The sequence below is a fragment of the Parachryseolinea silvisoli genome (genome assembly GCF_021190955.1).
GTDB classification, from domain to species: Bacteria; Bacteroidota; Bacteroidia; order Cytophagales; family Cyclobacteriaceae; genus Ohtaekwangia; species Ohtaekwangia silvisoli.
The window spans coordinates 461,311-484,639 of the sequence record NZ_JAIOAO010000001.1 but is presented as its reverse complement, the minus strand read 5'-3'; the positions used below and the strand labels follow the sequence as shown (position 1 = coordinate 484,639).

22 protein-coding genes are annotated in these 23,329 nt (G+C 53.8%); 12 read left to right on the top strand and 10 right to left on the bottom strand.

Features of this window, described 5'->3' with window-relative positions; all coding sequences use genetic code 11:
• The first annotated feature begins 12 nt into the window (after positions 1-12).
• The 4 genes from lon to K7P01_RS02025 all read left to right on the top strand — a co-directional run bounded on the left by lon (position 13) and on the right by K7P01_RS02025 (position 6,018).
• Complete coding sequence (lon, locus tag K7P01_RS02040) at positions 13-2,472, top strand: endopeptidase La (protein WP_267289316.1); 2,460 nt, start codon at positions 13-15, stop codon at positions 2,470-2,472.
• Between the two features lie 67 nt (positions 2,473-2,539).
• Entirely contained in the window at positions 2,540-3,544 is a 1,005-nt protein-coding gene (gene porQ / locus K7P01_RS02035) for a type IX secretion system protein PorQ (RefSeq protein WP_267289315.1), read from the top strand.
• A 3-nt stretch (positions 3,545-3,547) separates the two neighbouring features.
• Entirely contained in the window at positions 3,548-4,957 is a 1,410-nt protein-coding gene (hslU, locus tag K7P01_RS02030; RefSeq protein WP_267289313.1) for an ATP-dependent protease ATPase subunit HslU, read from the top strand.
• Positions 4,957-6,018: a DUF4421 domain-containing protein gene (locus tag K7P01_RS02025; protein WP_267289311.1), complete on the top strand. Its 1,062-nt coding sequence runs from the start codon at positions 4,957-4,959 to the stop codon at positions 6,016-6,018. The genes hslU and K7P01_RS02025 overlap by 1 nt, the downstream gene beginning before the upstream one ends.
• 4 nt (positions 6,019-6,022) lie before the next feature.
• On the opposite strand, the gene K7P01_RS02020 is transcribed toward K7P01_RS02025, so the two are convergent.
• Positions 6,023-6,526: a SixA phosphatase family protein gene (locus K7P01_RS02020; RefSeq protein WP_267289310.1), complete on the bottom strand. Its 504-nt coding sequence runs from the start codon at positions 6,524-6,526 to the stop codon at positions 6,023-6,025.
• A 52-nt stretch (positions 6,527-6,578) separates the two neighbouring features.
• Between K7P01_RS02020 and K7P01_RS02015 the strand changes: the two genes are divergently transcribed.
• Positions 6,579-7,505: a lysophospholipid acyltransferase family protein gene (locus K7P01_RS02015; RefSeq protein ID WP_267289308.1), complete on the top strand. Its 927-nt coding sequence runs from the start codon at positions 6,579-6,581 to the stop codon at positions 7,503-7,505.
• 12 nt (positions 7,506-7,517) lie between these two features.
• Here the strand turns inward: K7P01_RS02015 and K7P01_RS02010 are convergent, their stop codons facing one another.
• On the bottom strand, positions 7,518-8,018 hold the full coding sequence (locus K7P01_RS02010) for a dihydrofolate reductase (protein ID WP_267289306.1): 501 nt from the start codon (positions 8,016-8,018) through the stop codon (positions 7,518-7,520).
• The gene (gene fmt, locus K7P01_RS02005; protein ID WP_267289304.1) at positions 8,015-8,935 is read right to left on the bottom strand and encodes a methionyl-tRNA formyltransferase; all 921 of its coding nucleotides are present in this window, start codon (positions 8,933-8,935) and stop codon (positions 8,015-8,017) included. Before fmt ends, K7P01_RS02010 begins: the two co-directional genes overlap by 4 nt.
• A 192-nt stretch (positions 8,936-9,127) precedes the next feature.
• Here fmt and K7P01_RS02000 point away from each other — a divergent pair, with 192 nt between their 5' ends.
• Positions 9,128-9,535, top strand: coding sequence for a hypothetical protein (locus tag K7P01_RS02000; RefSeq protein WP_267289302.1), 408 nt, complete (start codon positions 9,128-9,130; stop codon positions 9,533-9,535).
• Here the strand turns inward: K7P01_RS02000 and K7P01_RS01995 are convergent, their stop codons facing one another.
• From K7P01_RS01995 to K7P01_RS01965, 7 genes are all read right to left on the bottom strand, one after another.
• The gene (locus K7P01_RS01995) at positions 9,536-9,826 is read right to left on the bottom strand and encodes a DUF3817 domain-containing protein (RefSeq protein WP_267289300.1); all 291 of its coding nucleotides are present in this window, start codon (positions 9,824-9,826) and stop codon (positions 9,536-9,538) included.
• Positions 9,827-9,848: 22 nt separating this feature from the next.
• The gene (locus K7P01_RS01990) at positions 9,849-10,748 is read right to left on the bottom strand and encodes an SDR family oxidoreductase (RefSeq protein WP_267289298.1); all 900 of its coding nucleotides are present in this window, start codon (positions 10,746-10,748) and stop codon (positions 9,849-9,851) included.
• A 3-nt stretch (positions 10,749-10,751) separates the two neighbouring features.
• The gene (locus K7P01_RS01985) at positions 10,752-11,624 is read right to left on the bottom strand and encodes a peptidylprolyl isomerase (RefSeq protein ID WP_267289296.1); all 873 of its coding nucleotides are present in this window, start codon (positions 11,622-11,624) and stop codon (positions 10,752-10,754) included.
• Positions 11,625-11,657: 33 nt separating this feature from the next.
• Positions 11,658-12,593 (bottom strand): hydroxymethylbilane synthase, encoded by a 936-nt coding sequence (hemC, locus tag K7P01_RS01980; RefSeq protein ID WP_267289294.1) that lies wholly within the window; start codon positions 12,591-12,593, stop codon positions 11,658-11,660.
• A 1-nt stretch (position 12,594) separates the two neighbouring features.
• Positions 12,595-13,719: a DNA polymerase III subunit gene (locus K7P01_RS01975; RefSeq protein ID WP_267289292.1), complete on the bottom strand. Its 1,125-nt coding sequence runs from the start codon at positions 13,717-13,719 to the stop codon at positions 12,595-12,597.
• Position 13,720: 1 nt separating this feature from the next.
• On the bottom strand, positions 13,721-14,902 hold the full coding sequence (locus K7P01_RS01970) for a GlmU family protein (protein WP_267289290.1): 1,182 nt from the start codon (positions 14,900-14,902) through the stop codon (positions 13,721-13,723).
• 149 nt (positions 14,903-15,051) lie between these two features.
• Positions 15,052-15,300 (bottom strand): type B 50S ribosomal protein L31, encoded by a 249-nt coding sequence (locus tag K7P01_RS01965; RefSeq protein ID WP_267289288.1) that lies wholly within the window; start codon positions 15,298-15,300, stop codon positions 15,052-15,054.
• Between the two features lie 255 nt (positions 15,301-15,555).
• Here K7P01_RS01965 and K7P01_RS01960 point away from each other — a divergent pair, with 255 nt between their 5' ends.
• The 6 genes from K7P01_RS01960 to K7P01_RS01935 all read left to right on the top strand — a co-directional run bounded on the left by K7P01_RS01960 (position 15,556) and on the right by K7P01_RS01935 (position 23,293).
• Positions 15,556-17,286, top strand: a complete 1,731-nt coding sequence (locus K7P01_RS01960; RefSeq protein ID WP_267289286.1) for a hypothetical protein — start codon at positions 15,556-15,558, stop codon at positions 17,284-17,286.
• 8 nt (positions 17,287-17,294) lie between these two features.
• Positions 17,295-19,139 carry an ABC transporter ATP-binding protein gene (locus tag K7P01_RS01955; RefSeq protein WP_267289284.1) on the top strand — a complete coding sequence of 615 codons (1,845 nt, stop codon included), beginning with the start codon at positions 17,295-17,297 and terminating at the stop codon, positions 19,137-19,139.
• Positions 19,140-19,217: 78 nt separating this feature from the next.
• Positions 19,218-19,535 carry a hypothetical protein gene (locus K7P01_RS01950; RefSeq protein WP_267289282.1) on the top strand — a complete coding sequence of 106 codons (318 nt, stop codon included), beginning with the start codon at positions 19,218-19,220 and terminating at the stop codon, positions 19,533-19,535.
• A gap of 24 nt (positions 19,536-19,559) precedes the next feature.
• The gene (locus K7P01_RS01945; protein ID WP_267289280.1) at positions 19,560-21,098 is read left to right on the top strand and encodes a YifB family Mg chelatase-like AAA ATPase; all 1,539 of its coding nucleotides are present in this window, start codon (positions 19,560-19,562) and stop codon (positions 21,096-21,098) included.
• 106 nt (positions 21,099-21,204) lie between these two features.
• The gene (locus K7P01_RS01940; protein ID WP_267289278.1) at positions 21,205-22,167 is read left to right on the top strand and encodes an NAD-dependent epimerase/dehydratase family protein; all 963 of its coding nucleotides are present in this window, start codon (positions 21,205-21,207) and stop codon (positions 22,165-22,167) included.
• Entirely contained in the window at positions 22,148-23,293 is a 1,146-nt protein-coding gene (locus tag K7P01_RS01935; protein ID WP_267289276.1) for a glycosyltransferase, read from the top strand. The genes K7P01_RS01940 and K7P01_RS01935 overlap by 20 nt, the downstream gene beginning before the upstream one ends.
• The last annotated feature ends 36 nt before the right edge of the window (positions 23,294-23,329 follow it).

The following is a 23,329-nucleotide window of genomic DNA, read 5'->3' as shown; positions in this document are numbered from 1 at the left end:
TCGACTAAGGCAATGTTTAAAGCAAATCCCATACAGCTCGTTCAGGAAGAATCAGATGATCTCATTCAACTGATCAATCCCGAGCAAGATTCCGATATTAAGCCGGAGGACCTTCCGGAAGAGCTCTCGATCCTCCCCATTAAAAACACAGTGTTGTTCCCCGGGGTAGTTATTCCCATCACGGTAGGCCGGCAGAAGTCCATTAAGCTGGTAAAAAAGGCTTACCAGGGAAACCGTATCATTGGCGTGATAGCGCAAAAGAACTCGCAGGCTGAAGAGCCTATCATCGACGACCTTTACCGCACCGGCACCGTAGCCCGCATCATCAAGATGCTGGTGTTGCCCGATGGTAATACGACTATTATCATCCAGGGCAAGAACCGGTTTACCGTCAAAGAATTTGTGCAGGAAGAGCCGTACCTCACGGCCCACATCGCCCTCCAGTCAGAGCCCATACTCAATGCCAACAACAAAGAGTCCAAAGCCCTGGTGCAGTCGCTGAAAGATACTGCCACCAAGATTCTGAAGCTAAATCCGGAGATACCGCAGGAAGCACAGGTAGCACTCGACAACATTTCGAGCATGTCGTTCCTGGTGCACTTCCTGTCGTCTAACCTCAACGCCGATGTAGGCGACAAACAAAAGATACTCGAAACGCAGAATATTACCGACCGCGGCACCCTGCTGCTGCAGTATATGCTGAAAGATGTACAGATGCTGGAGATCAAACACGAGATCCAGAAGAAAGTACATACCGACATCGACCAGCAGCAGCGCGATTACTTCCTGCGCCAGCAGATAAAGGTATTGCAAGACGAGCTGGGCTACGACGGCCCCGACAAAGAAGTAGAGAAGTTCCGTCGCCGTGCGGAGAGCAAACAATGGACGAAACAAGCGGCCGAGCACTTCAACAAAGAGCTGGACAAGCTGCTACGCATAAATCCCATGGCGGCCGAATACCCGGTGGCCATGAACTATGTCGAGTTTATGCTCGACCTGCCCTGGGCCGAATATACCGAGGACGACTTCGACCTGAAGCGCGCCCGCAAGGTACTGGACCACGACCACTTTGGTCTGGAAAAAGTAAAGAACCGTATCCTGGAATACCTGGCTGTGCTCAAGCTCAAGCAAGATATGAAGGGACCGATCTTGTGCCTGTACGGCCCGCCCGGCGTAGGGAAAACTTCGCTGGGGCGTTCTATAGCCAAAGCGTTGCAGCGCAAGTATGTACGCATGTCCCTGGGGGGCGTGCACGACGAGGCCGAGATTCGTGGCCACCGTAAGACCTACGTGGGCGCTATGCCCGGTAAGATCCTGCAGCACATCAAAAAGTCGCAGTCATCAAACCCCGTCTTTGTACTCGACGAGATCGACAAAGTAAAGGCTGACTTCCGCGGCGACCCGTCGTCGGCGTTACTGGAAGTGCTCGACCCCGAGCAGAACAGCACCTTTGGCGACAACTACCTGGAAGTAGATTATGACCTTTCGAAGGTACTCTTCGTCGCCACCGCCAACTCGCTCGATACCATTCACCCCGCCTTGCGCGACCGGATGGAGATCATCGAGATCACTGGCTACACGCAAGAAGAAAAAGTCGAGATTGCTGTCAAACACCTCATCCCCAAACAGCTGAAAGAGCATGGTCTGCGGGCGAGCGACGTAAAGTTCTCGAAAGATGCCATCAACAAAACCATCAATAGCTATACCCGCGAGTCGGGTGTACGCAGCCTGGAGCGCAAGATCGGTACCCTCGTGCGGCATATAGCCAAGTCGGTAGCGATGGAAGAGGAGTATGACAAAGTGATCAGCGACGAGACGGTGCGCAAAGTCCTGGGTGCTGAGATATTTGACGAGGAACTGTACCAGGGCAACGACATCGCGGGGGTGGTAACAGGTTTAGCCTGGACACAGGTGGGCGGAGAGATCCTCTTTGTAGAATCCAGCCTCAGCCGTGGCAAAGGCTCCTTAACGATCTCCGGTCAGTTAGGCGATGTCATGAAAGAATCGGCCGTGGCCGCGCTGTCTTATTTAAAATCCAATGCCGAAGCGCTGCAGATAGACTACCGGTTGTTTCAGCAATACGATCTGCACATACACGTGCCGGCTGGTGCCGTACCCAAAGATGGACCGTCGGCGGGCATCACCATGTTCACTTCCCTGGCGTCGATCTATACACAACGTAAAGTAAAAGCCAAGCTGGCCATGACCGGTGAGATCACGCTCCGGGGCAAGGTATTGCCGGTAGGGGGCATCAAGGAGAAGATCCTGGCCGCCAAGCGTAGTGGTATAAAAGAGATCGTGCTGAGCACAAAAAACCGACGCGACATCGAGGAGATCGAAAAGAATTACCTCAAGGGACTGACATTCCACTACGTCGACAACGTCGAAGAGGTGCTCAAGATCGCGCTCCTCAAAGACCATATTACCGTGCCTATGAAGTTCGTCCTAACCGACCAGAAAGCGACCGCCTGAGCAGAATAGCAGAGCCCTGCCATGATATGACAACATTTTTGCGATATTAGCGGGCAAAGCTTCTGGCGTGGTGAGACGATTGCACCTTCTTTTTTTCTTTTTCTGTACCGTGTCATCCTATGCGCAGATCGGCGGGAAACGCTCGTTCGAGTTTCTGCAGCTACCCGCCAGCGCACGCCAGGCGGCCCTCGGGGGCGTAAACGTGTCCCTGGCGGACCAGGACGTAAACTTCCTTTTTGCCAGCCCCGCACTGGTGTCCGACACCCTGGCGGGCATGGCCTCGGCCTCCTACCAGTTCTATGTGGCCGACGTGGGGCAGGCGACCTTTGCCTATGCCCACAAATTCCGGGGCATTGGCACCCTTTCTTTTGGCGTACAACACCTGCGTTACGGCACCATTCAGAGTTACGACCCGGCAGGCAGTCCCCTGGGCGACTATAAGTCGAGTGAAACGGCCTGGGTGGTGAGCAAAAGTCATCAGGTGGGCCATTTCCGCGTAGGTGCGAACCTGAAGCTGGTGTTTTCTAACCTGGCTGGCTATCGTGCCAGCGCCCTGATGATGGACCTGGGTGGCGTGTTTATCCATCCCCAGCAGGACTTGCGTGTGGGGCTGACGATTCGCAACCTCGGCACAACTTTATCCGAATACACCGACACGGGCAACACCTCTTTGCCGTTTGATGTACAGGTAGGCGCCACCTTTAAACCCGAGCACATGCCCCTGCGTTTTTCGCTTACGGCCTATGCGCTGACGCGCAAAGACGTGACATATTACGATCCGGCCAGTGGCGACGACGAGCCCGGCACATTGGACAAGGTGCTGCGACGGATTAACTTTGGAGCCGAGATCCTTTTCCACCGCAACGTAAACCTGCTGCTGGGCTACAACTACCTGCAACACCAGGAGCTGAAGCTCGAAGAAGGTGGGGGTGGAGCCGGCATCTCGCTGGGCTTTTCTGCCCGGATAAAAGCTTTTGAATTTGTTTTCAGCCGGAGTGGTTATGTCGCTGGAAACGGCGGCTATACACTCACGCTGTCATCGAACGTAGAACGAATGTTGAAGAGACGATAAACTATGATGGAAAAAAAATACCTGACGCCCCAGCAGATCGTGGAGGAGCTCGACAAGTATATCATCGGGCAATACGAAGCTAAGCGCAATGTCGCGATCGCGCTGCGGAACCGCTGGCGTCGCATGAATAGCCGGGCCGACATACAAGGCGAGATCGTGCCCAACAACATTCTCATGATCGGCGCCACAGGCGTCGGCAAGACGGAGATCGCACGCCGTCTGGCCAAGATCGCCGATGCTCCTTTCGTAAAAGTGGAAGCATCGAAGTTTACCGAGGTGGGCTACGTGGGGCGCGATGTAGAAAGCATGGTGCGCGACCTGGTAGAGCAATCTGTCAACATGGTGCGCGCACGCAAGAAAGAAGAAGTAAAAGAGAAAGCAGCCCAGGCAGTAGAAGACACCATACTGGATGCGTTGATTCCACCGCTGCGTTCATCCGGTACGGTGACGAATCGTGCTGCCGGCTTTGGCACCAACGACAACGATCCCCCTGCCAACGACGCAGAGCTGAACGAACGCACACGACATCACTTTCGTGAAAAGATCCGTAATGGTGAGCTGGAAGACCGAAAGATCGAGATCGACATAAAAGGCGGCGGCGGGCAAGGTGTTGGCATGATCGGTGCCGGCATGATGGACGAGGTGTCGATGATGAATTTGCAAGACATGATCAGCGGCATGATGCCGAAGAAAAGCAAGAAGCGCAAGGTGACCGTGGCCGAGGCGCGCACGCTGCTGCTGGAAGAGGAGGCCGCCAAGCTCATCGACATGGACGAAGTAAAAGACGAAGCCATCCGTCGGGCAGAAGAGGCCGGCATCATTTTCATTGACGAGATTGACAAGATTGCATCGGGTTCGCGCAAAGGTGGCGGCGGGAGTGGTCCCGACGTCAGCCGCGAAGGTGTACAACGTGACTTGCTGCCGATCGTAGAAGGCAGCACCGTCAACACCAAACATGGTGTGATCAAAACAGACCATGTGCTGTTCATTGCCGCCGGTGCGTTTCATATCGCAAAACCTTCTGACTTAATACCCGAGCTGCAAGGCCGGTTTCCCATACGTGTAGAGTTGAACAACCTGACGCGCGAAGACTTTGTACAGATCCTGAAAGAGCCGCGCAATGCGCTGACCAAACAATACCAGGCACTGTTCGAGGCGGAACAAGTAATGATTGACTTTACCGACGACGCCATCGAAGAAATTGCCGAAACGGCATTCGTCATCAACGCCGAAGTCGAGAACATCGGCGCCCGTCGCCTGCATACCGTCATGAGCAAATTGCTCAACGAGTTCCTGTTCGACGTGCCCGATAAGATCGGCCCCAATGCCCGCATCACCATTAACGCGGCCATGGTGCGCGAGAAACTGTCCGGCCTGGTAAAAAACAAAGACCTGAGCGAATTTATCCTTTAATGAAAAGCCTTTTCCGGACACTGATGCTGGCCGTGCTTGCACTGCCGGCATTTGCGCAGGACGACGTAACTATACAGCCGGCCTCACAGGGCAGCTATGACTCTGTACGGTCGCAGTATATCCAGTCCTTTCCCGATCATTTCTTTTTATGGCCGGTGCTGAAGCAGCGCCGGCTCGACTTCGAAATGGGCAGTCTGGCCAACAAAGACTATACATTGAAGTATCGCTCGAACAAACCCTATGCCTTTGGCCTGGGGATGTATATATTCGAACTGGGCATCGAGCTCGCGTTCTCGGTACCCCTGGACGAACAAAACAAACGCATCTACGGCGAGTCGGATGCCAGCGATCTGCAGCTCAACATCATCGGTAAGCGGTGGGGCATCGATGCTTTTGTACAGAAGTACCGCGGGTTTTACATCGAAGACCCGAACATGAATATTCCGAGCAATACGCCCTACCCGCAGCGAAGCGACATCACGACGCGCAACACCGGGGTGAGCGTAAATTATACGTTTAACAACAAGAAGTTTTCATTCCGGTCGGCCTATAACTTTGCCGACCGTCAGCTGCGCAGTGCAGGCTCGTTCTTATTGGTAGCCTCGCTCAGCAGCTTTCAGGCATCGGGCGACTCGGCGATTCTGGGCAGTGCCTATGCAGCCGAGTTTAAAGATGACGCCAGGATCAAACGGATGCAGGTCACGACGCTGGGGCTTGCGCCAGGCTATACCTATAGCATCATCTACAAGGGATTCTTTTTGAACGGCACGCTTGCGATCGGCCCGGCGCACAATTGGTTAGGCTCTACGTTGGAAGGAGGCAAAGACCGCAACGACATTCGCTTTAATGCCTACATCACGGCCCGCATCGGCGTCGGCTATAACGGTGATCGTTTCTTTGGCGGCATGGGCTTTAACAGTCAGAACCGCTCGGCCAAGTTTGACGATGTACAGTTGGTTAGCACCAGCGGGACATTTAAAATACTGATAGGCTACCGCTTCCGCGAGTTCGGTATTTTGAAGAAACGTATTTCAGATTTGCCCAAAGAGCTGACCCGATGATCGATCAGTCTTCGCGGCTCTTCGGGTAATCAAAGAAAAGCATTTTGCCTTTACCCCACGAGGCATCTTTCCACGAGTCGATGTTGAGCTGGAAGGCCACCACGCCGCAGGTAGGCATATTGTCGATGTCAAACTCGTCGTCCTGGAAGGAGTTGACAAACTCGGTCAGGCCCGGGTTGTGGCCAAAGAGCATTACCACGTTGTGTTTATCTTTCAGGTCTTGAATGGTCTTCAGGATCACTTCTTCCCCCGCGTGATACAGCTTGGTTTCCTTTTTGATCTTTTCTTTGGGAAAGGCCAGCACCTTGGCCACCCGTTTGGCTGTAGAGCGCGCCCGTTTGGCGGGACTTGTCACCATCAGGTCGGGGTGAATATTCTTTTCAGACAGCCGTTTGCCCATGCGCGGGGCGTCACGCTTGCCGCGCTCGTTCAAAGGGCGATCAAAATCTTCCTGCGACGGGTTGGCCCAGCTGCTTTTCGCATGACGAATGACATACAGTGTTTTCACGACTTAAATTTAGTGCCAAAAATCCTAATCCTAACCCTTATCTTCGCGCCTCATGGCAAGTCTTAAAATAATTCGCCGGAAGATCCGCTACGCAATCGTTTATGGGTTGGTCAGGTTCCTGATCTTTCTCTCAAACCTGATGTCCCGGGTGGCCTGGCTGCGGTTCTGCGGCTTTCTGGGCCGATTGGCCTATCCGTTCGCGGGCCAGACACGCACACGCACACTCCGCCACCTCACCCTGGCGTATGGCAAAGAAAAATCGGCTGCCGAGATTCGCACGCTGTCACGGCGCACCTTTGAGTACCTGGGCAAAAATGCCGGTGAGATGTTGCGGGCCACGGCTTCCATACACACCCTGGCCGACCTCGACAAAATTTTAGTCGTACACGGTTATGAGAATTTTGAGCGCGCACAGGCCAAAGGCAAGGGGGTGATCTTCCTGACCTGCCACATGGGCGCCTTCGATTTGCAGGTTACCGTCATGGCCCTGCGCGGCCTCAATCCCAACATTATCGGCACGCCGTTAAAAGACCCCCGCCTCAATGACCTGTTGTGGGACTACCGCAATAAACACGGCGCCATTGCCATCGAGCGTGGCCGTGAGACTTTCAAAATGATCAAGGTATTGAAGTCGGGAGGATCGTTGGCGTTGCTGATCGACCAGGACACCCGTGTAAAAAGCCGGTTTGTAAACTTCTTTGGTATGCCCGCCGCGACACCGGTAGGAGCGACCGTCCTGGCCCTGAAGACGGGCGCCTCCATCGTGCCTACCTATATCCACCTGGGGAAGGACTGGAAGCAGCACATGCACATCCTGCCGGAGATACCGCTCAATGTCAGCGGCAACGACGAGGCAGACATGGTATACAACACACAAATCCTCACAAACTTCATCGAACAGCAGGTGCGCAGCCATCCCGAGCAATGGGTATGGATGCACGAACGCTGGAAGACCCAGCCCGGCGAAGAGATCGCCTAGTTTCCATCCCGCTTACTGGCGCGCGTAGACGACAAAGTCAAAGCTGTAGGCATGCCGTTCGTCGGCTGCATGCGGCACGCGCGACACTTCCTTCCATTCTTGTTTGTCAAACGCCGGAAAGTAGGTATCGCCGTCAATCACAGCGTGTATCTCGGTGAGGTATAGCAGGTCGGCCTGTGGCAGGGTAGCGTTATAGATTTCGGCACCACCGATGATAAACAGCTCGGGCTCGCCGTTCGCGCGGGCCAGCGCAATGCCCTGGTCAATGGTGTTTACCGTAATACACCCCGGCGCATGAAAGCCTTTTTGGCGCGTCACGACGATGTTGGTACGGTTGGGCAGTGGCTTAAACTTGTCGGGTATCGAGTCGTAGTTCTTGCGTCCCATGATGCAATGATGCCCCCGCGTGGTCTGCATGAAATACTTCATGTCGTCGGGCAGCTGCCAGGGCAGGTCGTTGTTTTTGCCGATAACATGATTCTGCGCATGCGCGGCAATGAGAGATATTTTCATGAGAGTTTATTTCCGCGAAAGAATTCGTCAATTTTCATACTGCGCTTGCCTTCTGGCTGAAGCTCTTCCAGCGCCACCCAACCATCGGCTGTGCGCACATGCAAATAGGTTTTTTGATCGGTGTCATAGGCACCGGGTTGTGCGTCGTGATTCTTCTGGACAATCGACACACGGTATACTTTAAAGGTCTTATCGCCCAGCACGCACCACGCCGCCGGGTAGGGACTCAGGCCGCGTACAAAGTTGCGTACATCGCGCGCGGATTGCGTCCAGTCGATGCGGCAGGTTTCTTTAAAGATCTTGGGCGCGTGTTTGATCTCCACGTCCGCCGGCTGCGGCACGGACGGATAGTTGCCGTCGGCAATGGCGTGCACGGTCTTGAGCACGAGTTGTGCGCCTCGCGCCATCAGGCGCTCGTACAACGTACCGACGTTGTCATCGTCGTGAATAGGTTCTTTCTCCTGGAAGATGACACTGCCGGTATCGATCTCATGCTTGAGGAAAAACGTCGTAACGCCGGTCTCGCGCTCGCCGCGCATAATGGCCCAGTTGATGGGCGCCGCGCCGCGGTACTGGGGCAGGAGAGACGCATGCAGATTGAAGGTGCCAAAGGCGGGCATCGCCCAGACGGCTTCCGGCAACATCCGAAACGCGACGACGATTTGCAGGTTGGCGTTATAGCTGCGCAGCTCGTCCAGGAATTCCGGTGCCTTCAGGTTGGTTGGCTGTAGCACGGGAATGTTATGTTTCAGCGCGCACTCTTTTACAGGCGAGTATACAATCTTTTGTCCGCGGCCCTGCGGTTTGTCGGGGGCGGTTATGACGGCCACCACGTCGAAGTGATTGGCCGCCAGCACGTCGAGGCTGGGCACGGCAAACTCCGGGGTGCCCATAAAAATGATACGAAGCTTTGTCATAAAATGAGAGTCACAAAATCGGGCACAATGTAGCCAGTTTGCAAGTTAACAAATCAACGTATGTGAAACATCATAAAAGATACAGGCAGGGCTAAAAGAAGTCATGAAAAGCCCCCTAACGGCCTCGCCAGGGCCGTTTTTAGAATTGGCCCTAAACTTGCCTTACAACGGTTAGTATCAATTACTACTTATATGAAACAGTTCATGTTTGCTGCCTTCGCCCTGGTTACACTGGCTTCCTGTAATGTCAATGTAGTAGACGAACCCCGCTACGACCCACGCGATCAAGTAGTGGGCTCGTATAGCATGGAGGAGTATTCGGAAACGTATGACGACTATACGTATTACAAGGTATACGTCAACAAAGATGGATATTCCGACGATCGGATCTTTCTCGATAACTTCTACGGTGCCGACCTGCGGGTGCGTGCCTTCTTATATAACAACAAGATCACGATCCCTTACCAGGTCGTCAACGACTACGAGATCGAAGGTGTCGGTACCGTTGACCGCAGTGGCGTGAGCCTGCAGTATTCGGTACGCGACCTGTACGAGAACACTATAACCGACTACTGTCAGACATACGGTGACTACCGCTAATCAGGCTTCGCGAAACAGTTTCTTGTCGGCATAGAAGGTGCCAAACGGAACCAGTGAAGCGATAAAAGCCAACACCGCGCGGGAAAACTTCCAACGCAGCTCCAGGGCTACCTGTAACAGCAAGAATACATAGGCGATGAAGAGCACGCCGTGGGCCATGCCCACCACGCGCACCGGACCGGGGGTATCGGCCATATACTTCAGCGGCATGGCAATGCACAGCAGTACGAGGAAGGAGATGCCTTCTAAGAACGCGACGATGCGCAGACGGCCTAATGCGGTTTTGATCATGATGCTATATCCAGTAGTTATATTACGATGATAATTGGTTCGCCAGGACGGCAATGCCCTCCGGGAAGCTGTGCGGCTCGTAGCCCAGCTCCCGGCGGGCTTTTTCAATGATAAAGCCCGTCTTCGCCGGGCGTTTGGCCGGCTGCGTAAAACGCGTCGAGTCGGTGGGCTGGATGAACGATTTATCCAGTTGAAAATAATCGGCTGTCGCGAGGGCGATTTGATAGGGGCTCAGGAAATCTTTACCAGAAATGTGATAGATGCCCTGCGCGCGTTTAACCGCCGCCAGGTAACAACCCTGCGCCAGGTCTTCGGCCAGCGTCGGGGTGCGCCATTGATCGTTTACGACCTGAATGGTTTTGCCCTGCTCAATACTGTTCTTTACCCACAATACGATGTTGGAACGGCTCATGTCATTGGTAATGCCATAGACCAGTACCGTGCGGAGGATCGCCCAGCCCGATGTTGCATGCTGTTGTATATACTGCTCCGCAGCCAGCTTGCTTTCGCCGTAGTAGTTTATGGGGTGTGGTGTTTCGGTTTCCTCCAGCGGGCCGTGTGATCCGTCGAACACAAAGTCGGTGGAAACGTGCACCAGGTGTATCGCATGGCGATTGCAGGCCTTGACAATATGCTCCACAGCCGTAACGTTGGCGGCCCAGCATTGCGCACGTTCTGTTTCGCACTGATCTACTTGTGTCATGGCGGCGCCATGAATCACCACATCCGGCTTTTCGGCGGCCAACACGCGCTCGACGGCTTCGCCGTCGGTTACGTCCAGCGACACAAAGTGGCCGGCGGTGGGGGGTAATACAGATTTGCCCCGGGCCGTAGCCACCAGGGTAACGCCCGGCGTCTGTTGTAAGAGTACAGTAAGCTTCTGACCCAGCAGGCCGTTTGAGCCGGTAACAAGAATTTTCATGGACTACTTTTTAGCGGACGGCGGGTAGTGATAGCCGTAGAGTTTCTCGATCTTTTTCTTGGACACCTCTTCGACCGTCACCGTCATGCGAATATCTTCCAGCGGACGTTTCGCCTGGTCGACCGATTGCTTGGCAATGGTGTCGATGATGTCCAGGCCTTTGATCACTTTTCCAAAAACAGTATAGGCGCCATCCAGCTGCGGCGCGCCGCCCACGGTGGTATACGCCTTGACTTGTTCGGCAGGTACATCTTTCTCCGTCGCGATGCCGGTTTCTTTTTCTACACGCGGCTTAAGCTTGAGGATAAATTCTTGCGCGCCGCGCAGATCGTTCGCCTGGTAGAACTGACCAATGGAATCATACACGGCTTTGTTGGCTGGATTTTGAAAGAACTGCTGCATGGCCTGGTTGAATTTGGCCGGGTCGATCTTGATCTCTTCTTCTTTCACTTTGGTGCCATGCACAATGTAGAACTGGCTTCCGCTGGACGCTTTGGAAGGGTTCATCTGGTCGCCCAACCGTGCTGCCGATAAGGCGCCTTTCTCGTGGTAATATTTGGGATTGAACTCGGCGTCGATAGTATAGCCCGGTCCGCCCTGGCCCAGCATGGCGCCTTTCGCGGCCTTGCGCGAGTCGGGGTCACCACCCTGGATCATAAAGCCGTCGATCACGCGGTGGAACATCAGGCTGTCAAAGTAATGCTCTTTGGCGAGCTTGATAAAATTCTGTTTGTGCTTGGGCGTCTCGTCGTAGAGAATAGCCACCATGTCGCCGTAACGTGTGTGAAATGTTACGACCTGGTCGCGCTCTTGTGCGCAGCTGGTAAAGATGACGCAATAGAGTAAGGCAATGCCGGCAAAAAAAGTATGCTTCATAACTGTGGGGTATAGATCAGCGATAACAGGGTATCAGTCGTTAAGTAGTTGTTGGCGTATTTCTTTCAGGATTTGCTCGCCGCCGATGTTCAGCACTTCGTTGGCGACCAGCTCGCCCAGCTCTTTGGCCTCTTCCGTCACCGACGAGCGTTTTACTTTAATGACGCGTTGACCGTCGAGTGAAATGAGCCCCGCTTTCAGGGAAATCAGATCGCCCTCGAAGTGCGCATAACCAAAAGCAGGAATGCTACAGCCACCGTGCAGCGTCTTCAGAAAGGCGCGCTCGGCGCGTACGCATACCGCCGTCTCAGGGTGGTTCACCCAGCGATCGAGAATCTCTTTCTTTTCAAACGCCAGCTTCTTGTGACACTCCACGGCAATACAGCCCTGCCCTACGGCAGGCACGAAGTAGCTGGTCGGAATCTTCTCAACGATAAAGTTATCAAAGCCCATGCGGTGCACGCCGGCATAGGCCAGCAACAATGCGTCGCACTCGCCGGCTTGCAGTTTGGCAAAGCGTGTCTGCAGGTTGCCACGAATGGAGACGGCCTGTACGTTGGGGTAGAAGTGCTTCAGGAAGGCTACCCGCCGCGTAGCCGATGTGCCAATGCGCAGCGCCGTGCCGTTGGTTATATCGATCGGGCGGTTGCTGACCAGCACATCGTTCACGGCTTCACGTTCCGTAAAGGCTATCAGCTCCAGCGCATCGGGCAGCTCGGAGGAAAGATCTTTCGCACTGTGCACCGCAATATCGATCGAGCCGTCTAACAGTTTGGCTTCGATCTCTTCGGTAAAGACACCCTTGCTACCGATCTTGGCAATGGAAACATCGAGGATCTTGTCACCGCGCGTTTCGATCGGAACAATCTCGGTGCGATAGCCCGACGGATGAATGAGGGACGCGATGTGCTCGGCTTGCCAGAGGGCCAGCTTGCTACCGCGGGTGCCTATGCGGATGGTTTTATTCATGTTACGGATTAAGCGTTTTGGATAATTTCAGCGACAGGTCCAGGAAGATCATCTTGGCGCTGCCGTTGCGTTCCAGGTGATAGGTGGCATCGTTGAGCAACTTGTAGGAGCCCTCGATTTTCTCCAGCGTCAGTACTTTGCTGAAATCCTGCACGAATTTAAGCTCTTCGCCACGGGTGCGGTTCATCGCGCCGGCACCCGAGATGTGGAGCATCGACTCGCGCATCATATTGATGCTATAGGTCATCATGTTACGCTGGCTGAGCTTGTCCAGTCCGTGGTACGTGTCGGCCATGCCCACCAGCTGGCCATAGCTCTTGCGGAAGCAAGCGCGCATCCAGTCGATAAAGACCGAGGCGTTGTTGTCCTCCGGTGTGTCGATCAGGCGCACCGCCAGGCCCAGGTTGCCTTCGGCCAGCGGCGCCAGCTTATCGGCTTTGGCAGCGTCCACGCCGTGCCGTTCGCGCAGACAGGCGGCGACTTCGTCGTCGTGCAGCAGCGGTACCGTGACGATCTGCGTGCGCGAGATGATGGTAGACAGCAGCCTGTCGGCGGCGTTGGTAACAAGTATAAAGAACGTCTGCGGGGGCGGTTCTTCCAGGATCTTCAGGATGCCGTTGGCAGCCGACGTGTGCATCAGCTCGGGCTGCCAGATGATCATGACCTTATGCGGGCTTTCAAACGGCTTCAGCGACAGGGTCTTGATGATCTCGCGGCTCTCTTCCCGTGAAATGAGCGCCATCTTGTCTTCACCACCATAGAAGTTTGTCCAGTCGTCGAGCGATCCGTAGGATTGCTCTAACAGGAACGACCGCCAGCTTTTTGTGATGTCGGCCCGGAAGCGGTCGTCGTCTTTGTCGTTCTTGACGTTGCTCAGCGGAAAAACAAAGTGTGTATCGGGGTGAATGAACTTGGCGTTCTTGGAGCAAGCGGGGCACACGCCGCAGGAATCATCGTCGCCTTTGTTTTCGCAATGCAGGTACGTGGCATACGCCAGCGCCAGGGGCAGGTTAAGTGCACCGGCGGCCCCCACGAAAAGTTGTGCGTGCGCCGTATGGTTGCTTTTGACAGCGTCGGTAAGAAGTTGTTTGACGTCAGCGAGACCGGGTATATCGGAAAATTTCATGCTACATCTTTTCCCACGCGCGGCTTTGCGCGGTGGTCTCAAAGATATGTCGGAGAATGGCTTTATCCACGTCCCCCAGCGTAACATTTCTTCGGCCCAGCACCCGGTTCGCGGTTTCAAGGGCTTTTGATAAATCGTGTGTCACCATGCCTTCGGCGCCGCCCCAGGCAAACGACGGAATATGGGTCGGCGGAAAGCCGCCACCAAATACATTGGCGCAGACATCCACCACCGTGGCCGTGTTAAACATCGTGTTGATGCCGGCCTTGCTGTGGTCGCCCATCATCAACCCGCAGAACATCAGGTCGGTCTGTTCGGGCCCACCGAGCGCATGGCTCCAGGGCCGAACCTTGTCGTAGTTGTTCTTCATGTTTGAGGCGCTGGTGCCGGCGCCCAGGTTGCACCACTCACCCAGCACGGCGTTGCCGAGGAAGCCGTCGTGGGCCTTGTTGCTATACCCAAAGACCACAACGTTCGACACTTCACCCCCCATTTTAGAATAGGGACCAATAGACGAGTCGCCGCGGATCTTCGCGCCCATGTTGATGTGCGCCCCTTCGCCCAGCGCAAACGAGCCGCGCACCATGGCGCCCTCTTGTATGGCGCTGTCGCGCCCCAGGTAGATGGGGCCGTTTTCGGCATTCAACAGACAGGCGCGCAGGGACACGCCCTCTTCCAGAAAGATGTTTTCCTTCGGGCCGTAGACAATGGTATGGGGATCGGTAATGGGTGCGGAGGTACGGCCGGCGGTGATCAAGGCAAAGTCGAGCTTGATCTGCGCGGCATTCGATGAAAAGATCTTCCAGGTCCGGTCAATGACCGTAACGGGGTGTGTATATTCAATGGTATTCTGCTGGGTGATGGCGTCGGCCGGCTGATTTGCCGCCAGCAGCACATTGTCTTTCACCAGGAAATAGTGAGGAGGCAGAGCCTTGATGGTGTCGACCAGGGTTTGATCCGGGCACACGGCGCCGTTGATGAGCAGGTCCTGTGCGGTGGTATGAAATGGAAATTTCTGTTGCAGGTAGGCATCCGTGCGGAAAGACGCCCTGGTATTTAAGCGACGTTCCCATTTTTCCTGGATTGTCAGGATACCGGTGCGAATGCAGGCTATGGGACGTGTGAAAGTAAAGGGAAGGAGGGCGGTGCGGATCGAGGGATCGTCGAACAAAATCAAATTCATAAGCCAAAAATAGAATATGAAATCAACGCCGCAACATACACCAAATCAGTGTGTGTGTCTGTGTGCGCCCACAGTAAAAAATAAAGTTTAGACAACAAAAAAGCCCTTGGTTACAAGGGCTTTTCTCTCCATTTTAAAGAAGTAAGTTATTATGCTTTCTTCTGATACTTGTTCTTGAATTTCTCTACGCGGCCTGCTGTATCTACGAACAGCTTCTTGCCTGTAAAGAACGGGTGCGAAGCAGAGCTTACTTCGACCTTGATTACAGGGTACTCTTTGCCATCCTCCATTTTAATGGTCTCCTTAGGAGCCTGAGTAGAACGGCTGATAAATTTATGATCGCTGGAAGTATCCCAGAAAACCACTTCTTTGTACTCCGGGTGAATGCCTTTTTTCATATCGATTCGTGCTTTTTGCCTTAAAAGGAGTGCAAAGATAAGGAGCCTGCGCGGATATCCAAACGCTTGCCCAGGTTTTGATTCAGAACTTGTTTTCGGGTATCTTGCAGTCCCGAAATTACCATTTTTTAAGCTAATACCGGCCAGCGATTGAAACATACTCTGCATTACCCCCTTGTCGCCGCCGTTTGCCCGGAATTTCGAAAAAAACCGCTGTCCCTTGAATTTCAATCATTTGCAGATAATTTCACAGGCATGATAAAACGCTACATCCTGTTGGCGATCGGGTGTGTGGCCACCGCCACCGCGGTTGCCCAAAGCTCGTACGCTCCGCTGAATGAAGATTATTACCACACGATAGACCGCTACGAAGTAAAAACCGGCCGCATCCTGCCCCAGCTTTTTACTTCCGTAAAACCCTATAAACGGTCCGCTATCGTTGCCCTGGTCGACACGGTCAACGCCCTGGAGGGATTCCAGTCCCGCGCCGACCGCTTTAATTACGACTATTTGCGAAACGACAGCTGGGAGTGGTCCCACGCCGAAACCGCCGACAGCAAAAAGCCTTTTCTCAAACACTTCTACCGCAAGAAGTCCGACCTCTTTCACGTAGACGAACCCGGGTTCGACCTGCACGTGAACCCCGTACTATACCTGGGCACCGGCCACGACACACAACGCGACGACGCCCTTTTTATCAATACCCGGGGTGTGGAGGTGCGCGGCATGATCGACCGAAAGATTGGTTTTTATACCTACCTCACCGACAACCAGGCCGTGTTGCCCTCCTATGTGTGGCGTCAAATGTCCCTCAACCCCGTCATTCCCCACGAAGGTTTCTGGAAGGAGTTTAAGTCGGGCAAGGGTGTCGACTTCCTGCAAGCCCGCGGCCACATCTCGGTGGACGCCAGCCGCAGCATCAACTTACAAATGGGCTACGACCGCTTCTTTATCGGCAACGGTGTGCGCTCCTTTATCTTCTCCGACTACGCGCCCCCGGTGTCGTTCTTCAAAGCCAACATCAAAGTATGGAAGCTGAACTATCAATACTTCATCAGCGAAATGACAGCCGACGTCAGCGCCAACCTGGGCGGCAGCCGTCAGATAGATCAGGGCTATCCGGATAAATTTGTGACCTTTCACCACCTGAGTATAAACATCGGTAAGAAGCTGAACGTAGGCGTGTTCGAGTCGGTGATCTTCAGCCCCGACGATACCCTGGGAAGCGGTAAATTTGAATGGGCGTATCTCAACCCGATCATCTTCTATCGCGCCATTGAGCAGCAAAACGGCAGCAGCGACAACGTTATACTCGGGATGGACTTTAAGTGGAATGCGGTGCGCAAGCTCTCGTTCTACGGACAGTTTGTACTCGACGAGTTTGTATTGGATCACATCAAATCCGGCGACGGGTGGTGGGCCAACAAGTTTGCCGTGCAGGTGGGTGGAAAATATATCGACGCCTTTGGCGTGCCCAACCTCGATTTGCAAGGGGAAATTAACATTGCGCGCCCGTTCATTTATTCGCACAATACCAACTATGCCAACTATAGTCATTACCAGCAACCTTTGGCCCATCCGTTGGGCTCCAACTTCGAAGAGCTGGTGGGCGTGATCCGGTACCAGCCGTTGCCGCGTCTGAATTTGACAGGCAAGCTGATGGTCACGCGCATAGGGCGCGACTCGACCGACGTCAACTGGGGCAGCGATGAGCAGCAGAACTATAAATACAATTGGGGCAGCGATATCCTGAAGCGGAATACCACCCGCGAGAAGGAGTATGGCAACACCGTTGGGCAGGGTATCAAAAACGACCTGGTGTATGCCAGCTTTATTGCCTCGTGGCAATTCCGGCATAACCTGTTCATTGATCTGAACGTGGTGCTGCGGCAAAGCAAGGCAAACCTGGCCTTTTACAATAATAATACATCCATTACGTCTGTGGCGTTACGCTGGAATATTGCGCGACGTTCATACGAACTTTAACCGATTTCATGAAGACATATTTTCGAATATTGAACTATGCTCCGAATCTGGTACCCCGCATGGTTCAGTTTCTCCTCTATGCTGTGCTGGGGGTGATCTTTGGCGTGTTGAACTACGCCCTGGTCATACCACTACTCGGTACACTATTTAAAGCGGGCACGGGCGCCGCCCCGGTAGTGCCGGTGATGCCGCCCTTTTCGTTTAGCCTGACCTATATAACGGGGGCATTCAACTATCATATCCTCAGCATTGCGCAAGATCATGGTGTTATGGGGGCGTTGCTATTTGTCTGCATCGCTATAGTCGCAAGCATGCTGATTGGAAGTGTCTTCCGGTATATGGAGCGCATGGCCGCCTCTCGCATCAAGGTGGATATTGTTAAGAATATTCGAATGGACATCTTTCGGAATATATCGCAGCTTCACATAGGCTACTTCAGCGACCAGCGCAAAGGCGACCTGATCTCGCGGTTCACCAGCGACGTGGTGGAAGTCGAAAATGCGGCCGTCAACAGCCTCAAATTTGTCCTCAAAGAGCCCATCACCATTATCGTGACGTTTGGAGTATTGTTTTTTATATCTGTCAAGCTAACGCTTTTTACTTTATTGGTATTCCCCATTACGGGTGGTATACTGGCAGAGATCATCAAAAGGCTTAAACGCAAAGCGCAGCAGAGCCAGGAGTCGCAAGGACGCATTGTCAACATTCTTGATGAAGTAATAGGCGGGATGCGTGTCATCAATGCGTTCAACGCACGCTGGTTTGTATTGCGTAAAATCGATGAAGAGACAAGCTACCATCGCAAGGTAAACCTGTCGTTGGCGCGCAAGAACGAGCTTGCCTCGCCGGTGTCGGAGACCATGGGCGTCATGATTATGGCCGGCCTGATGTACTTCGGCGGTACCATTGTACTGGGCGACAATGCTGAGCTTGCCCCAGAGCAGTTTTTAGGCTTTCTCGCCATCTTTGCATCCATTATTCAACCGGCCAAGAACTTTTCAAACGGCATTACCTCCATGCAGAAAGGAACTGTGTCGGCAGAACGCATTTTCCGGATCATCGATACGGAATCGCTCATTCAGAATAAGCCCGATGCGAAAGTACTGGATGAGTTTCGCACCGCGGTAGAGTTTCGTAATGTGAGCTTCACGTATGACCGTGACCCGGTGTTGAAAGACATAAATCTAAAGATCGAAAAGGGAAAGACCATCGCGCTTATCGGTCCCTCTGGAGGGGGTAAGTCGACGTTGGCCGACCTGGTGCCACGTTTTTACGACCCGACAGCGGGCGAAGTGCTGCTGGACGGCCTGTCACTTAAAGACTATGAGCTGGAGTCACTGCGAAAGCAAATGGGTGTGGTGACACAGGAATCGATCTTATTTAATGATACTATCTTTAACAACATAGCCTTCGGCGTGGAAAACGTGCGTGAGGAAGATGTCATCCAGGCCGCCCGTGTGGCCAATGCCCATGATTTTATCATGCAGACACCCGATGGATATCAGACCTCCATTGGCGAGCGCGGCTCGAAGCTGTCCGGCGGCCAGCGCCAGCGCCTGAGCATTGCGCGTGCAGTATTGAAGAACCCGCCTATTCTCATCCTGGACGAAGCCACCTCGGCGCTTGATTCCGAGTCGGAACGGCTGGTACAAGATGCGCTGAACAACCTTATGAAGAACCGTACGTCGATCGTGATTGCCCACCGGCTGAGCACCATTCAGCACGCCGACGAGATTATTGTGATACAAAGTGGTCAGATTGTTGAACGCGGACGCCACGAAACACTACTAAGCCAAAGCGGACTGTATAAAAAACTTATTGAAATTCAATCCATGGACCGGGAGGCCCGTTAGTAGAATTTCATTTTTTCAGTTACCTTTAAGAAGTATATCGTACTAACGAGCGTATTTGGTTTTTAATCGGTGACTCACATGAGTAAGAACAGAGTAATTTTTTATATCATATTTGCACTTTTTCACGTGGGTGCATTCATCTTCACTGTTGTACTCGATGGTAACACCAACCTGCTCTTTAGTATGGTAAGCTGGGTGCCCTACTTTAAGTGGATCACCTTCTTAGGAGTTATTCTTATTATAGCAGACGTTATTTGGTCATGGATTATCAATCGCGATTCACAGCGGGAAAAAGCAGCCCTGATACTGGAGCTGAACACCCTCAAAGCAAAACTTTTCGACCTGCAGGAAGCCTCTTCCAAGAGCGCCGGCAGTCCTTCATCGCAAGCCAAGTAAGGCTTCTTAACCCCCCATACCGCCATGGTTGCTAAGACCTTTGGCGGGGCAGTCTACGGGGTAGACGCACGCACGATCACCATTGAAGTAAACATCGGTCAGGGCCTGCATTTCCATTTAAGTGGTTTGCCCGACAGCGCCGTAAAAGAAAGTCAGCACCGTGTGGAGGCTGCGTTGAAAAGCGGCGGCTACTTCATGCCGCGTAACAAAACCGTTGTAAACCTGGCGCCTGCCGACATTCGCAAAGAAGGGGCTGCCTATGATTTACCCATTGCGCTGGCTGTGCTGCAAGCCTCCGAACAGATCCAAACCGATCAGTTGGAGCGCTATATCATTATGGGTGAGCTCGCCCTCGACGGCACACTGCGGCCCATAAAAGGCGTATTGCCCATCGCCATTCAAGCCCGCAAAGAGAAGTTTACCGGCTTTATACTTCCCGCCGACAATGCACGCGAAGCGGCGATCGTCAACTCCCTCGATGTCCTGCCCGTACGCACACTGCAAGAGGCAATTGACTTTCTGACCGGTAAACTCGTCCTCGAGCCGGTACGCGTGGATACGCGCGAGCTATTTGCCGCCGGCAACAACAGCTATCCCATTGACTTCAAGGATGTGCAGGGGCAAGAAAGTATCAAACGCGCGCTGGAGATCGCGGCGGCCGGTGGCCACAACGTCATCATGATCGGCCCGCCCGGCGCAGGGAAAACCATGCTGGCCAAACGCCTGCCCTCGATCCTGCCACCGCTTACACTGAACGAAGCGCTCGAAACAACGAAAGTACATTCCGTCGTGGGCAAGCTGGGTAAAGATGCTGCCCTGATGACCACGCGGCCATTCCGCAGTCCACACCATACCATTTCGGATATTGCCCTGGTCGGTGGGGGTAGCCACCCGCAGCCAGGTGAGATCTCATTATCCAATCATGGCGTATTGTTCCTCGACGAGCTGCCCGAGTTTAAACGCTCGGTGCTGGAAGTCATGCGCCAGCCGATGGAGGAGGGGCGCGTAACGATCTCGCGCGCCAAAATATCACTTGACTTTCCGGCAAACTTCATGCTCGTAGCGTCGATGAACCCGTGTCCGTGCGGATATTACAACCATCCCGAGAAAGAGTGTGTCTGTGCGCCGGGCGTAGTACAAAAGTATCTCAATCGCGTTAGCGGTCCGTTGTTAGACCGTATAGACCTGCATGTAGAAGTAGTGCCGGTGAGCTTTGACGAGATGATTGGAAACCGCAAGGCCGAAACGAGCGAGCAAATCCGCGAGCGGGTCATCAAGGCCCGCGAAGTGCAGGCCGAGCGTTTCAAAGCGCATGACGACATCTATTGCAACGCCATGATGCCTGCCAATATGGTAAAGGAAATATGCGTGCTGAATGAAGCGGGCCGTAAGCTGCTGAAGACAGCGATGGAGCGGCTGGGTCTTTCGGCGCGGGCGTACGATCGCATTCTGAAAGTAGCCCGTACCATCGCCGACCTGGGTGGCGCAGCGGATATCCGCGTGGAGCACCTGGCGGAGGCCATTCAATACCGTAGCCTGGATCGCGAGGGTTGGGCCGGATAGCGCTTACCGGGGATTTTGGCAGCCGATATTTTACGCTATTTTTGAACCTGTGTCTGCACACAGCAGCATGTGGAACGTGTAAACCCGCAGGAATAGCCGTACGAAAATGCCAACAGGAACGAAGAAGATACTCATACTGGGCGGCCTCGGCTTCATCGGTAAGAACCTGTACAATCGCCTGGTGCAAGACGGCCACGCCGTGACCATTCTGACGGAACGTATACACGACGAATCGGATGGTTTTCTGACGTCGGCTATACGACAGCATATTGTGCAGGGTAGCATCCTGAATCCACAGCTGATGAATAACATCGTGGTGGGGTTTGATGTGATCTTCTCGTTAGCGGGCAGCTCCGGCGCCGCCGATAGCATCCGCGATCCGTACCACGACCTGGATACGAATCTCAAAGGCCACCTCAATATACTCGAAGCGTGTCGGCAGTATAATCCCGGAGCACTGCTGGTGTTTCCCTCCAGCCGCCTGGTGTATGGAAAGCCGCAAGGCAACCCGGTGGATGAGCGCCATCCGTTACAGCCCGAGTCGATCTACGCCATTCACAAGATCACCACGGAGCAATACTACCAGGTATACCAGCGTCTGCATGGCGTTCGCTGTGTGATCTTCCGCATTGCTAATCCGTTTGGTCCGTACCAACGCTTTGGCAGCAACAACTATGGCATTCTCAATTGGTTTATACACAAGGCGCTTGTCGGCGAGCCGATCGAGATCTACGGAGATGGCAGCCAGCAACGCGACTTTATTTACATCAATGACCTGGTGGACGTATTGACTCGTGCGATGGATACGCCAGCTATGGCGGGCAATATCTATAATCTTGGTGCCGGCACCGGCATCTCGCTACGCCAGGCAGTGGAAGTGATCCAACGGTACATTCCGGCGACACAGGTAACGTTCCGACCCTGGCCGGAGATCGCCAGGAAGATTGAAACGGGTGACTATATTGCCGATATCGGGTTTCTGAAATACCATATCGGTTCGGTACCGGGTACCAGTTTTGATGCCGCCATGAAAGAGACTATTGCATTTTATGACAGAAGCAACAAGTGAACCGGTCTGCTGCGCGCACTACGCCTCTACGTATTTACCGCTCACCCAGAACTGGATTTATCGGACGCTGACACACCACCGGCTATACCGCCCGATATTCCTGACGCGCAAGAAGGAGAATCTCAACCTGTTCCCCCTCTCGCCGGTCTATAGTCTCGACGACCGCGGCAAACTGCTGCAATACGCCTCGATCGCTTTCTTCAAGGTGTTTGGCTACTTTGGATTCATGCAGCGCGCCTGTCGTCAAAACCAGGCGCAAATTCTGCATGTACACTTCGGCTACCACGGTGTAAAAATGACGGGTCTGAAGAAGAAGCTGAAGATTCCGATGATCTGTAGCTTTTATGGCGACGATGTTTTTGCCTTCCCCGGGATTCCCGCCAACCACGCACGCTATCAGGAGCTGTTTCGGGATGCCGACAAATTGTTGGTATTAGGTCCTTACATGAAAGCCGAGCTAATACGGTTGGGCTGTCCGGAGCACAAGATCACCATTCACCACCTGGGCATCGACGCTCATACGATTCGTTTTGAAAAACGTATCGTCGCACGAGGCGGTAAGATCCGTTTCCTGATCGCGTCCAGCTTCCTGGAGAAGAAAGGCATCGAGCTGGCTGTACGCGCGTTGGCCGCCCTGCGCACACAATACGACTTCACCCTCGATATTATTGGCGATGGTCCCCTGAAGCCGGTCATTCTTGAAGCGATCGAGACGGGTGGGATAAAAGACCGCGTTACGCTGCATGGCTATAAGCCCTATGCGTATTTCATCGACCTCGCCTACCGTTGTGACGTGCTGATACAGGCCAGCCGCACCGGCAGTAAGAACAACAAAGAAGGCACGCCGATGGCCATTGTCGACGCGATGGCCACCGGCATGGCCATTGTCGCTACCAAACACTCGGATATACCGGAAGTAGCCCACGACGGCGTACACGGCTTTCTGGCCGAAGAAAACGACGTGGACAGCTTGCGCCAATGCCTGGCCCGGCTGTTTGAGCAGGCCGACCGCATCGAGACCTTTAGCGTTGCCGCCCGGGCGCGTGTGGAAGCCGAATTTGATGCTGCGATCCAGACGCAACGGCTGGAAGGCTACTATACGGCGCTGATCAACGCCCCGAGATGACCCACGTTGGGTGGCTGCATCAAGATGGGGTAGGGG